The organism is Mesorhizobium sp. J8 (genome assembly GCF_016591715.1).
In the GTDB taxonomy this organism is placed as follows: domain Bacteria; phylum Pseudomonadota; class Alphaproteobacteria; order Rhizobiales; family Rhizobiaceae; genus Mesorhizobium.
The window spans coordinates 447,057-458,903 of sequence record NZ_AP024109.1; the positions used below are offsets into that span (position 1 = coordinate 447,057).

The 11,847-nt window shown below is 64.3% G+C and carries 11 protein-coding genes; 6 read left to right on the forward strand and 5 right to left on the reverse strand.

Features of this window, described 5'->3' with window-relative positions; translation table 11 throughout:
- The first annotated feature begins 45 nt into the window (after window positions 1-45).
- Complete coding sequence (gene xdhC, locus MJ8_RS02185; RefSeq protein WP_201412878.1) at window positions 46-936, forward strand: xanthine dehydrogenase accessory protein XdhC; 891 nt, start codon at window positions 46-48, stop codon at window positions 934-936.
- 31 nt (window positions 937-967) lie between these two features.
- On the opposite strand, the gene dps is transcribed toward xdhC, so the two are convergent.
- Window positions 968-1,456: a DNA starvation/stationary phase protection protein Dps gene (gene dps / locus MJ8_RS02190; RefSeq protein ID WP_040979811.1), complete on the reverse strand. Its 489-nt coding sequence runs from the start codon at window positions 1,454-1,456 to the stop codon at window positions 968-970.
- A gap of 224 nt (window positions 1,457-1,680) precedes the next feature.
- On the opposite strand from dps, the gene MJ8_RS02195 reads away from it, so the two are divergent.
- Window positions 1,681-2,511: a PhzF family phenazine biosynthesis protein gene (locus MJ8_RS02195; protein ID WP_201412879.1), complete on the forward strand. Its 831-nt coding sequence runs from the start codon at window positions 1,681-1,683 to the stop codon at window positions 2,509-2,511.
- Between the two features lie 4 nt (window positions 2,512-2,515).
- Here MJ8_RS02195 and MJ8_RS02200 read toward each other — a convergent pair whose 3' ends face one another.
- The 3 genes from MJ8_RS02200 to MJ8_RS02210 form a co-directional block, all read right to left on the reverse strand.
- Window positions 2,516-3,766 (reverse strand): LLM class flavin-dependent oxidoreductase, encoded by a 1,251-nt coding sequence (locus MJ8_RS02200; RefSeq protein ID WP_201412880.1) that lies wholly within the window; start codon window positions 3,764-3,766, stop codon window positions 2,516-2,518.
- Window positions 3,763-4,722 (reverse strand): LLM class flavin-dependent oxidoreductase, encoded by a 960-nt coding sequence (locus MJ8_RS02205; RefSeq protein ID WP_201412881.1) that lies wholly within the window; start codon window positions 4,720-4,722, stop codon window positions 3,763-3,765. The genes MJ8_RS02200 and MJ8_RS02205 overlap by 4 nt, the downstream gene beginning before the upstream one ends.
- 76 nt (window positions 4,723-4,798) lie before the next feature.
- Window positions 4,799-5,719: a LysR family transcriptional regulator gene (locus MJ8_RS02210; RefSeq protein ID WP_201412882.1), complete on the reverse strand. Its 921-nt coding sequence runs from the start codon at window positions 5,717-5,719 to the stop codon at window positions 4,799-4,801.
- 131 nt (window positions 5,720-5,850) lie between these two features.
- Between MJ8_RS02210 and MJ8_RS02215 the strand changes: the two genes are divergently transcribed.
- The 4 genes from MJ8_RS02215 (at window position 5,851) to MJ8_RS02230 (ending at window position 10,229) form a co-directional block, all read left to right on the forward strand.
- The gene (locus MJ8_RS02215; RefSeq protein WP_201412883.1) at window positions 5,851-7,077 is read left to right on the forward strand and encodes a urate hydroxylase PuuD; all 1,227 of its coding nucleotides are present in this window, start codon (window positions 5,851-5,853) and stop codon (window positions 7,075-7,077) included.
- Between the two features lie 2 nt (window positions 7,078-7,079).
- Window positions 7,080-8,393: a guanine deaminase gene (gene guaD, locus MJ8_RS02220; RefSeq protein ID WP_201412884.1), complete on the forward strand. Its 1,314-nt coding sequence runs from the start codon at window positions 7,080-7,082 to the stop codon at window positions 8,391-8,393.
- Between the two features lie 76 nt (window positions 8,394-8,469).
- The gene (locus tag MJ8_RS02225) at window positions 8,470-8,973 is read left to right on the forward strand and encodes a heme-degrading domain-containing protein (RefSeq protein WP_201412885.1); all 504 of its coding nucleotides are present in this window, start codon (window positions 8,470-8,472) and stop codon (window positions 8,971-8,973) included.
- Complete coding sequence (locus MJ8_RS02230; RefSeq protein WP_201412886.1) at window positions 8,970-10,229, forward strand: glycerate kinase; 1,260 nt, start codon at window positions 8,970-8,972, stop codon at window positions 10,227-10,229. The genes MJ8_RS02225 and MJ8_RS02230 overlap by 4 nt, the downstream gene beginning before the upstream one ends.
- A gap of 154 nt (window positions 10,230-10,383) precedes the next feature.
- Here MJ8_RS02230 and MJ8_RS02235 read toward each other — a convergent pair whose 3' ends face one another.
- Window positions 10,384-11,847, reverse strand: coding sequence for a UdgX family uracil-DNA binding protein (locus tag MJ8_RS02235; protein WP_201412887.1), 1,464 nt, complete (start codon window positions 11,845-11,847; stop codon window positions 10,384-10,386).

Consider the following 11,847-nt stretch of genomic DNA (forward strand, 5'->3'; position numbering starts at 1 on the left):
ATTCCAGGCGCAAAACGCTATATTTCCAGGATGGAAATGCGGACGATGAACTCGAAGGTGCAAAGCCTGAAGGCGTTTCTCGGCCAAGCTGGCCGGGTTGCCCTTGTCGAGGTGGCGGCCACGAAAGGCTCGACGCCGCGCGAGGCCGGCGCCTTCATGCTTGTCTCGACATCGGCCATTTTCGGCACCATCGGTGGCGGCCAGCTCGAATATATGGCGATCGACAAGGCGCGGCAGATGCTTGGCAGAGGTACGCGATCTTCGGCCAATGAAGCCCGCATTGAGGTCGATGAAGTCTGCGCCACGCTAGACGTCCCGCTTGGGCCGGAGATCGGTCAATGCTGCGGCGGGCGCGTCGAGGTGTCGATCCGCCTTGTTGACGGGACAATCGAGGAAAAGCTGATCGCCGACGCTAAGTCCGAAGAAGCACATCTGCCGCATGTCTATCTCTTCGGCGGCGGCCATGTCGGCCAGGCGCTGGCCGCGTCGCTGGCGCTGCTGCCGGTCCACGTCGTCGTGGTCGAGACCCGATCCGAAGCGCTGGAGGCCATGCCGGAAACGGTGCAAACGCGATTGACGCCGATGCCCGAAGCCGTGGTGCGCGAGGCGCCGCCGGGATCGGCTTTCGCCATCCTCACGCACGACCATGCGCTGGATTTCCTGATCGTCGCCGAAGCGCTGAAGCGCGGCGACACCGCTTATGTCGGCATGATCGGCTCGAAGACCAAGAAGGCCACCTTCCGGAACTGGTTCCTGAAGTCGGCCGAGGGCAGCGAAGCGCAGCTCGATCGGCTGATCTCGCCGATCGGCGGCAGCATCGTGAAGGATAAGCGCCCGCCGGTGATCGCCGCGCTTGCGGCCGCCGAGATCATGACGGCGCTGGTGTCGCGCGCCTCGGATGCGCCAGCCGGCGCAGAAAAGGCGATGGCCGGCTGATCCAGCCGGCCGGGCAAGGACAGCGTCCCGGCTATTCTTTCTCCTGCGTGTGCGCTTCCAGGAACCACAGCAATTTGTCGAGCGAACGCGAATAGGCGGTGAAGATGTCGGCGGTATCGGCATCGCCGGCGTCGTCCGCTTCGTCGATCGCTTCGCGCGCCAGCTTGGCGGCCGTGGCATAGCGGTCGATCAGCGCCGCCAGATGATCCTTGGTCTTGTGGATGTCAGTCGGATAGGGTTTTAGCTTCGTCGCCTTCGACACGTCCTGCGAAGTGCCGTGCGCGGTGCCGCCGAGCTGCACGGCGCGCTCGGCGATGATGTCGACATGGCCGTCGATCTCCTCGCGGAATTCATCGAGCATCTCGTGGATGGCGATGAATTGCGGACCCTTGACGTTCCAGTGCGCCTGCTTGGTGATCAGCGCCAGGTCGATGGCGTCGGCAAGCCTGGCGTTGAGCAGATCGATCGATTCCTTCTTGGCGTCGGATTTGAGGTCGTTCTTGGTGACGATGGCGTCCATGGTCGGCTCCTGTCGCGCTGCGTCGATTGATGAGAGCTGAAGGCGGCCCGGACGACCGCCAACCGTGAGAACGGCGATAGGCCGAATTTCGTTCCGCGTTGGGTCGATGCCCACGGCGCTGATCGCAGATGTGACTGGCGCTCACCGCTGCTCGCCGCTTTCTTCATTTCCCAAACCGGTCCGAAACGTGTTTGTTGCGCCGCACGGACAACGAGGCCAAGAACATGGATGTACTGAGGATCGCAGCCTTTTCGGATGGGAACACCGGCGGCAATCCCGCCGGCGTGGTGATCGGCGAAGCCTTGCCGGATGCGTCCGACATGCAGCGCGTCGCGGCCGAGGTCGGCTTCTCGGAAACCGCTTTCGCCGCGCCCGAGGGCGAACGCTGGCGCGTGCGCTATTTTTCGCCGGAGTCGGAAGTGCCGTTCTGCGGCCATGCCACCATCGCGCTCGGCGCGGCGCTGGTCAGGAAATTCGGCGACGGCGTCTTCAAGCTAGCGCTCAACCAGGCCGACATCACCGTCGAAGGCTTTCGCGACGGCGCCAATGTCGCCGCAGCGCTGCAATCGCCGCCGACGCGCAGCCAGCCGGCTTCGTCGGAGCTGGCCGGCGAGGCGCTCGCCTTGTTCGGGTACGAGCCGGGCGATCTCGATCCCGCCATCCCGCCCGCGCTCATCCATGGCGGCGCCGATCATCTCGTGCTGGCGCTGAAGTCGCGCGAGGCACTGGCTGCCATGGCCTATGATTTGAAGCGGGGCCGGTCCTTCATGCGGCGCGAAGGCCTGGTCACGATCCTGCTCGCCTATGCCGAGACGCCGCGCCTGTTCCACACCCGCAATCCTTTCGCGTCCGGCGGCGTCTACGAGGATCCGGCGACCGGCGCCGCAACCGCTGCCTTTGCCGGCTATCTGCGCGATCTCGGCTGGCCGCATGGCGGCGCCATCGAGATCGTCCAGGGCGAGGATATGGGCATGCGCTCGCGTCTCCATGCCGATATCCCGCCGGCGCCGGGCAGCTCGATCCGGGTTTCCGGGACGGCTCGGCTGATGGACTGAGGCTTTAAACCGGCCGTTTCAGGCCGAGATGCTCGCGCAACGTTCGGCCTTCATAGTCCTTGCGGAACAGGCCTCGCCGCTGCAGCTCCGGCACCACCAGCGTCGCGAAGGCGTCCAGCTCGCCCGGGAACCAGGACGGCATGACATTGAAGCCGTCGGCCGCGCCGCCTTCGAAGCGGGCTTGCAATTCGTCGGCGATCTCTCCGGCCGTGCCGACGATCCGCCAATGGCCGCGCGCGCCGGCAAAATAACGCGCGAGCTCGCGGATCGAGAGCCCGTCGCGGCGCGCCTGCTCGATGACCAGCGCCTGCCGGCTTTTCATGCCTTCGCTCTCCGGCAGTTCGGGCAGAGGCCCGTCGATCGGATAGCGCCAGAGGTCGGAGATGCTGAGATAGCTGGAGAGCAGCGCCACGCCGACATCGTCGGGGATCAGCTCCTGCAGCGCATCGTATTTCGCCTGCGCCTCGCCCTTCGTGGCGGCGACGATCGGCGCCACGCCGGGCATGATCTTCACATCGTCCGGCTGGCGTCCGTAAGCGGCGAGCCGCCCTTTGAGGTCGTCATAGAAGGCCTTGGCCTCCTCGAAGGTCTGCGCTGCGGAAAACACGACATCGGCGGTGCGCGCGGCCAGATCCTTGCCGTCATTGGATGCGCCGGCCTGCACCATCACCGGCGCGCCTTGCGGCGACGGCGGGATGTCGAGCGGGTCGCGCACCGAGAAGCTTTCGCCGTCATGGCCGGCTGGCTTGCGGTGCCAGAGCCCGGTGATAACCGTGGCGAACTCGCGCGCCCGCGCATAACGGTCCGCATGCGGCCGCAAACCCGTCGCGCCGAAATTCGCGGCCTCGATGGGGCTCGCCGAGGTTACGAGATTCCAGCCGGCGCGGCCGCCGCTCAGATTGTCGAGCGAGGCGAACATGCGCGCCAGCCCATAGGGCTCGTTGTAGCTGGTCGACGCGGTGGAAACCAAGCCAATCCGCTCGGTCTGCGCGGCCAGCGCCGAGAGCAGGCTGATCGGCTCGAAACCGATCGAGCGCGAGGTTTGGCTGGCAATGTTGACATTGGCTTCGCGCAGGCCGGCGGCGTCCTCGCAGAACACCATGTCGAACTTCGCCGCTTCGGCGGTCCGCGCCAGTGCGATGTAATGATCGATGTCGATGCCGGCCGTGACATGCGCGTCCGGATGGCGCCAGGCGGCGATGTGATGGCCGGTCGCCCACAGGAACAGGCCGAGCTTCATCTGGCGCGCGGTCATGGCCTGCGATCCTCACTCAACCCAAGGCGATCTCGCAGCGTCTTTCCGGATCTTGCCTTGGCAAATCCTTGTCGCTCGAGGTCTGGCAGCAATCGCTCGATGAAATCCTTCAAAGCGGCAGTCCGAGCCTCCACATTCAGAGCGATGCCGTCGCAGCCGGATGAGAGGCATAGCTCCTTCAGCTTACGGCCATCGAATTCCGGCCGCGCATCGGCCACCGCCAGCACCTTCATCGTCGCCGGATTGCGCCCCGCTTCATGCGCTCTACGTTTGATTTCATCGCTGGTCGCTTTCGCGTCCGGTTCACGCTTGTCCAACAGAACGGCATCGGCGCGGCGGCTGACGAAATCGAGCTCGGTTTCTGAGAGGCCGGACATCACCAACACTGGCACGCCTTGCGGCGAGCGGGCGACATTAAGCGGCCCTCGCACTGAAAAGAATTCTCCCGTGAAGTCAATCAGATGCATCTTGTCGGGATCGTGGAAGCGGCCTGATACCTTGTCGAACAACAAGGCATCGTGCTCCCAACTGACCCACAAGAGCCGTACGATGTTGATGAATTCCTCGGCGCGGCGGCGAAAGTCATCGTCTGAAAACCCCTCCGGCCGGCTGAAATTCGCCGCCTCGCGCGGGTTCTGCCTCAGTGTCGCGTTCCAGCCGATGCGGCCATGGCTGATGATGTCCAGCGAAGCAAACCGGCGTGCCAGATTGTAGGGTTGATGCGCCAGCGTCGAGGCGCTGGCCACGAGGCCGATCTTCTCGGTCACGGTCGCCAGGGCGGCCAACAGCGTCGTCGCTTCGAACGGACTGGTGGACGGCGCGTCGGCGGCGTCGGAAATGACGACCATGTCGACGCCTGCCGCTTCCAAGTCCCGCACGAAAGCGCTGATCTGGCCGAAGTCCAAGATGTCTTGACTGTCGGTGACGGCGATGTCGAGCGAAACGGCGAGATGCATCGCATCAACCTAAGTACGGCGGTGTTCAAGGCAAGCCCGGGGGACTAGACCAGCGCCCCATCACTTTCCGGCCAGGTTACTTCCCCGCCAAGATATCCTTGATCAGCCGTTGGCAGCGCTCGGCCATGAAGTCGAGCAGCAGCCGCACCTTCGGGTCCTGCAGCTTCTTGTGCGGGTAGACGGCGGCGAATTGCACCGGCGTCGGTGGCGTCTGAGGCAGGATCACCTTCAGCCGCTGGTCGCGGATGAACGGCTCCACCTCGAAGCGCGGCTTGTTGATGATGCCGCGCCCCGATAGCGCCCAGCCGGTCAGCACGTCGCCGTCGTCGGTGTCGTATGGGCCGTGCACCTCGAATTTCTGCACGCCGCCTGGCGTCTGCAGCGTCCAGACGAATTCGCGCGCGCCGGCATAGCGCAGCATCAGGCAATCGTGCTTCTTGCCGACCAATTCCTGCGGCTCGGCCGGTTCGCCGCGCGCTTGCAGATATTTCGGCGCCGCCACCAGCACGCGCTCGCATTCCATGATGCCGCGCATCCGGAGGCTCGAATCCTCGATGATGCCGAGGCGGAAGGCGACGTCGATGCCTTCCTTCATGATGTCGACATTGTGGTCGGAGAGCCTCAGCCGCACCTCGATATCGGGGTATTTGTCGTGGAAATCCGGGATGCCGGAAGCGATCAGCCGGCGGCCGAGGCCGAGCGGCGCCGTCACCCGGATGGTGCCGCGCGGCTGGCCGGAAAGGGCCGCGACTGCGGCTTCAGCCTCGGTGATCGCATCCAGCACCTGCTTGGCGCCGGTGTAGAACACCGTGCCGTGCTCGGTCGGCATCAGCTGCCTTGTCGTGCGGTTGAACAGCCTGACGCCCAGGTGTTTTTCCAGTTCCTTGATGCGGTTGGAGGCGACGGCCGGTGAAATGCGCATGTCGCGCCCCGCCGCCGACAGGTTGCCGAGCTCGACGACTCGGACGAAGACGGCGATGTTGTCGAGATAGGCCATGCGTGGCTCTCATGCGGCTGCGTGGGGCACCCTATTATTTTTTATTTTTTTTTGAAAGTCATCGCGCACCTCGCCTCTTTTCGTTTGCGCGCCAGACCGTAAAGTCGCTCTCATCGGCAGGGACGAGTGCAATGATGGATTTCGCGATTTTCTGGGACTGGCTGAGCTTTGCGGTCCGCTGGCTGCATGTCATCACCGGCATCGCCTGGATCGGCTCGTCCTTCTATTTCGTCGCGCTCGATCTTGGCCTGCGCCAACGTCCGGGCCTGCCCGTCGGCGCTTTTGGCGAAGAGTGGCAGGTGCATGGCGGCGGCTTCTATCACATCCATAAATATCTGGTGGCGCCTGCCGAGATGCCGGAGCACTTGACCTGGTTCAAATGGGAATCCTACGCCACCTGGCTGTCGGGCTTCGCCATGCTCTGCGTCGTCTACTATGCCGGTGCCGATCTCTTCCTGATCGATCCCAACGTGCTCAACATCTCGGTGCCGGTCGGCATCCTCTTGTCGCTGGCCACCATCGGCGTCGGCTGGATCGTCTACGACCTGCTCTGCCGCTCGCCGCTCGGCAAAAGCGACACCGGACTGATGCTGGTGCTATACTGCGTGCTGGTCTTCATCGCCTGGGGGCTGACGCATCTCTTCACCGGCCGCGCCGCTTTCCTGCATCTCGGCGCCATCACCGCCACGATCATGTCGGCCAACGTCTTCATGGTCATCATCCCCAACCAGAAGATCGTCGTCGCCGACCTGATCGCCGGCCGCAAGCCCGACCCGAAATACGGCAAGATCGCCAAGCAGCGCTCGTTGCACAACAACTACCTGACCTTGCCGGTCCTGTTCCTGATGCTGTCGAACCACTACCCGCTGGCCTTCGGCACTCAGTTCAACTGGGTCATCGCCTCGCTGGTGTTCATCATCGGCGTTTTGATCCGGCATTATTTCAACACCGTGCATGCCAGGAAAGGCAACCCGACCTGGACCTGGTTGGGTGCCGCCGTGCTGTTCATGATCATCATCTGGCTGTCGACGGTACCGAAGGTGCTGACCGGCGAGCCGAAGACCTCGGCCGCGTCCACCGCTGCGCAGGTCTATATGGCTTCGGACCATTTCCCGGCCGTGCGCGACACCGTGCTCGGCCGTTGCTCCATGTGCCACGCGCAAGAGCCGGTCTATGAGGGCATCTACCATGCGCCGAAGGGCGTGCTGCTCGACACGGACGAGCGCATCGCCGAGCATGCGCGGGAGATCTATATCCAGGCCGGCCGGGCGCACGCCATGCCGCCCGCCAACGTCACCCAGATCACCGACCAGGAACGGGCCCTTCTGGTAGCCTGGTTCGAAGGCGCCGGAAAGTAAGCATGACCTCGAAACTTCTGCGCGGCCGTACACTTACGTTCCTGCGCTGGCCGGAAACCTTCGACGACCATTCCGCCTGGCGCTACGAGGAAGATGGCGCTCTGCTGATCGACAATGGCAAGATCGTCGCCGCCGGCTCCTATGCGGATGTCACGAAGAAGGCGGGCGCCGGCGTCGAGACGGTCGACCATCGACCGCATCTTATCTTGCCGGGCTTCCTCGATGCGCACGTTCATGTGCCGCAGATGCAGATCATCGCCTCCTACGGCGCCGAGCTGCTCGACTGGCTGAATAAATACACGTTTCCGGAAGAGTCGAAGTTCCAGAACGCCCAGCATGGGCGCCGCATTGCGCGGCTGTTCCTCGACGAGATGCTGCGCCACGGCACGACGACGGTCGCGGCCTACTGCTCGGTGCACAAATCGTCGGCGGAAGCCTTCTTCGCCGAGTCGCATGAGCGCAACATGCTCAACATCGCCGGCAAGGTGATGATGGACCGCAACGCGCCGGACGGCGTGCTCGACACGCCGCAGACCGGCTATGACGACACCAAGGCGCTGATCGCCGAATGGCACGGCAAGGGCCGCCAGCTCTATGCCGTCACGCCGCGCTTCGCAATCACGTCGACTCCGGAGCAGATGGAGATGGCGGGCGCGCTCTGCCGCGAGCACCCCGACCTCCACATGCAGACGCATCTGTCGGAAAACCACGCCGAGATCGCCTTCACCCAGGAGCTCTATCCCTGGTCGCACGACTATACCGACGTCTACGAACACTACGGACTGCTCGGCAAGAAGAGCCTGTTCGGCCACTGTATCCATCTGTCCGAACGCGAGGCGGATGCGCTTTCAGGCTCCGGCTCGGTCGCGGTGTTCTGCCCGACCTCCAACCTTTTCCTCGGCTCCGGCCTGTTCGATTACCAGCGTTACCGCCGGCGCGAGAAGCCGCTCAGGATCGCCGCGGCCACCGATGTCGGCGGCGGCACCAATTATTCGATGCTGCGCACCATGGATGAGGGGTACAAGGTGATCGCGCTGAATGGTGAGAAGCTGAACCCCTTCCAATCCTTCTGGCAGCTGACCCGCGGCAATGCCGAGGCGCTGTCCGTGGCCGACAAGGTCGGCACGCTGGACGAAGGCACCGATGCCGATATCGTCGTGCTCGATGCCCATGCGACGCCCGGCATGCGGCTCAGGATGGAGACGGTGGAGGCACTGGCGGAAGAGCTGTTCCTCCTGCAGACGCTTGGCGACGACCGCGCCGTGCGCGAGGTCTATGTCGCGGGCCGGCCCGCAAAGAGCGCGATGGTTGCGTGAGCTTTGACGCGCTCTTCGCTTGACCCGGCGTCAGTCATCGGCCAAAGCGTGCGTCGACATTTGACAGGGGAACGCCATGGCCACCGCCGACGACATCGCTCTGATCAAGAAACAGGAAGCCACACTGGTCTTTCCGGCCTTCGACGAGGCTGTCGCCTTCAAAATCGGCTCCGCCATCAGGGACCGGGCCCTGAAGGAAGATCTGCCTATTATCGTCGACATCAGGACCTTCGACCGGCCGCTCTTCTATGCCGCGATGCCTGGCTCCAACGCCTCCAATCCGGACTGGGCGCGGCGCAAGATCAATGTCGTGAAGCGGTATCTCACAAGCACCTATCGCCTGGTGCTGGAGCAGCAGCGCCCCGACCGAACCTTCAAAATCGGTGAAGGCCTGGACATTGCCGACTATGTGCTGGCCGGTGGTGGCTTCCCCGTCACCGTCAAGGGCGCAGGCGTGATCGGTGTCATCGCCGTTTCGGGCCTGCCCGAGCGCGAGGACCACGGCGTCGTCGTCGAAGCGATCTGCGCCCATCTTGGCATCGATGCGGGCGCGCTCGCGCTGCCGCCGGAAGACAAATGACCGATCCAAAAACCTTCCTCACCTCGATCTTCAATGCCGCCGTCGCCGCCGCCGACCCGGAAAAGACGATCCGCAATCATTTGCCGGCAAAGCCGAAGGGTCGCACCATCGTCATCGGCGCAGGCAAAGGCTCGGCGCAGATGGCGGCGGCCTTCGAGCGCGTCTGGGACGGTCCGATCGATGGCCTTGTCGTCACCCGCTACGGTTATGGCGCCAGATGCGAGCGCATCGAGATCATCGAGGCGGCGCACCCGGTGCCGGACGCCGCCGGCCTCGAGGCCTCGCGCCGCTTGCTCGAGAAGGTGCGGGGCCTGACCGCCGACGATCTGGTGGTGGCGCTGATCTCCGGCGGCGGTTCGGCGCTGCTGCCTTCGCCCGCGCCCGGGTTGACGCTTGCCGATGAGATCGCCGTCAACGAGGCGCTGCTTGCCTCCGGCGCGCCGATCGCGGCGATGAACACCATCCGCAAACATGTCTCGACCATCAAGGGCGGACGCCTGGCTGCCGCGGCGCATCCGGCGAAGGTCGTATCGTTGGTCGTCTCCGACATCCCGGGCGACAACCCGGCACTGGTCGCCTCGGGGCCGACCGTTCCCGACACTGGCAGCCGCGCGGACGCGCTGGCCTCGATCGCCGCCTACGGCATGAAGCTTCCGGCGTCGGTCATGGCGCACATAAATTCGCCGGCCGCCGAAGCGCCGCGTCCCGACGATCCGCGCTTCGCGGGCAATGAGGTACACCTGACCGCCTCCGCCGGCGTCTCGCTGGAAGCCGCCGCCGCCGAAGCGAAGCGGCAAGGCATCGAGGCCGTCATCCTGTCGGATGCGATCGAAGGCGAAGCGCGCGAGGTCGGCGGCGTGCATGCCGCAATCGCGCGCGAGGTAGCGACGCGCAACCGTCCCTTCAAGAAGCCGGTGCTGATCCTCTCCGGCGGCGAGACGACGGTGACGCTGCGCGCCAAGGGCAAAGGCGGCCGCAATTCCGAATTCCTGCTCGCCTTTGCCATCGGCATCGACGGCGTCGACAGTATCAACGCTCTGGCCGCCGATACCGACGGCATAGACGGCTCGGAGAACAATGCCGGCGCCTTCGCCGACGGCTCGACCGTGGCACGCATGCGCGCGGCAGGCGTTGACGCCAAGGCGATGCTTGCCGGCAACAACGCCTGGACGGCCTTCAATGCGGCCGGGGATTTGTTCGTGCCGGGGCCGACGGGCACGAATGTGAATGATCTGAGGGCAATTCTGGTCCGCTAGGCTTGGCTCGGCCCGGCAGTTTTGAGATTCAGGTCAGGCCGAGTCGAAAATGGTGGGTTCCGAGAACCGGGCGGAGCATACTTTTCGTACGTGAGCACCGGAAGCGCAGGACGCCGCCATTTGCAGGCCCGCCTCACCTGAAGATCAATACTGCCTAGGCAGCCATCAGCTGCTTGACCTTCCGCATATCCTTCAAGAACCGCTCCCGCTCCGCCTCCTTGTCCTCCTGCTCGCGGATGCGCAGGATGAAGGATGGGTGGATGGTCAGGAACACGCGCAAGCCGTCCTCGCGCTGGATAACGTCGCCGCGCATCTTGGTGATCGGCACCGCTTTGCCGAGCAGCGACTGCGCCGCCGTCGCGCCGAGCGCCACCACGAGGTTTGGCTTGATCAGGTCGAGCTCCTTGTCCAGCCACCAGCGGCAGGCCTGGATCTCGCCGGCATTGGGCTTGGAATGGATGCGCCTTTTGCCGCGCGGCTCGAATTTGAAATGTTTCACCGCGTTGGTCACATAGACCTTGCGGCGGTCGATTTCGGCGTCGTCCAAAATGCTGTCGAATATTCTGCCCGCCGGACCGACAAAGGGCTTGCCGGCCAGATCCTCCTGGTCGCCCGGCTGTTCGCCAACGAAGACCACGTCGGCATTTTCCGGTCCCTCGCCGAACACCGTTTGCGTGGCATCGCGCCAGAGCGGGCAGCGGCGGCAGCCTTTCGCCTCCTCGCGCAACTCCGGAATATCTTCGGCTTCAGGCGCAACAACATCGGACGGCCCGGGCGTTGGCCAGTGCTTGGCCTTCACCTTGGCGTGGTGCGGGGCTGGGGTGGTTGGCATCCGGTCGATCATGGCTGACGCAGCCTTGTCCGCTCCTGCTATCAAATCTGGAATGAGCGAGGCCTCCGGAAGGTTCCGCCAATATTTCTTCGGCATCTCCCTCTGCATCGCCTTCACCTTGAGGCGAGCCGGGTTGAAGATGTTTTCGAAATAGGTTCGCCACAGCGCCTCGGCGTCATCCTCGGCTGGTGCGTCGCGCTTGCCGGCTCCCGGGCCGATTGCCAGCCGCTCGCCGTTCCAGTCGGCGGAAGCGTGCGGCGAGAGTATCGTCCAGCGCATGCCGGTGAAGCGGCGCACGAAGAAATCGGCATTGCGCTCGACGATGAAATGGTCGGGCTCGAACCACGCGACATAGCGCTCGTCCGTGCCTTCGCCGATCTTCCGGAAGCGCACGAAGGCGCGCATCTTGTGGATATCGCGGTGGACCGCCTTCTCCATTGCCTCCAGCTTGCGGATATCCGGATCGGAAGCGATCGAGAGCAACATCGGCTCAGAACGCAGCCGCCAGAGCAGCCGATAAAGAAAGCCGAAGCGCTCGGGGTCGCAATGGCAGATGACCGTCTCGGCCCGATCGATGAAGTCGCGCGGAACGACAAGGCGAGCATCGGGCTTCGCGGCCGGCAAATCATCGACCCGGCATTCACTATCCGGGACCTGCCATGCGACGCTTTCCGGCCTTATGTCGTTCGTCGCCAACCGGCGCGCCGCGTCGCGCCAGCCGGCAAAATCGGTTTCGCTGTCGAGCCGGACGAGATGGGTGGCGAGGTTGAGTTGAGTGCTTGCCAT

Bases quoted from the DNA above. Each gene is read 5' to 3' on its own strand.
- guaD (WP_201412884.1), top strand. From the start codon at position 7,080: ATGACCTCGAAACTTCTGCGCGGCCGTACACTTACGTTCCTGCGCTGG.
- xdhC (WP_201412878.1), top strand. From the start codon at position 46: ATGAACTCGAAGGTGCAAAGCCTGAAGGCGTTTCTCGGCCAAGCTGGC.
- MJ8_RS02200 (WP_201412880.1), bottom strand. From the start codon at position 3,766: ATGACCGCGCGCCAGATGAAGCTCGGCCTGTTCCTGTGGGCGACCGGC.
- dps (WP_040979811.1), bottom strand. From the start codon at position 1,456: ATGGACGCCATCGTCACCAAGAACGACCTCAAATCCGACGCCAAGAAG.
- MJ8_RS02225 (WP_201412885.1), top strand. From the start codon at position 8,470: ATGGCCACCGCCGACGACATCGCTCTGATCAAGAAACAGGAAGCCACA.
- MJ8_RS02235 (WP_201412887.1), bottom strand. From the start codon at position 11,847: ATGGCAAGCACTCAACTCAACCTCGCCACCCATCTCGTCCGGCTCGAC.
- MJ8_RS02230 (WP_201412886.1), top strand. From the start codon at position 8,970: ATGACCGATCCAAAAACCTTCCTCACCTCGATCTTCAATGCCGCCGTC.
- MJ8_RS02215 (WP_201412883.1), top strand. From the start codon at position 5,851: ATGATGGATTTCGCGATTTTCTGGGACTGGCTGAGCTTTGCGGTCCGC.
- MJ8_RS02210 (WP_201412882.1), bottom strand. From the start codon at position 5,719: ATGGCCTATCTCGACAACATCGCCGTCTTCGTCCGAGTCGTCGAGCTC.
- MJ8_RS02205 (WP_201412881.1), bottom strand. From the start codon at position 4,722: ATGCATCTCGCCGTTTCGCTCGACATCGCCGTCACCGACAGTCAAGAC.
- MJ8_RS02195 (WP_201412879.1), top strand. From the start codon at position 1,681: ATGGATGTACTGAGGATCGCAGCCTTTTCGGATGGGAACACCGGCGGC.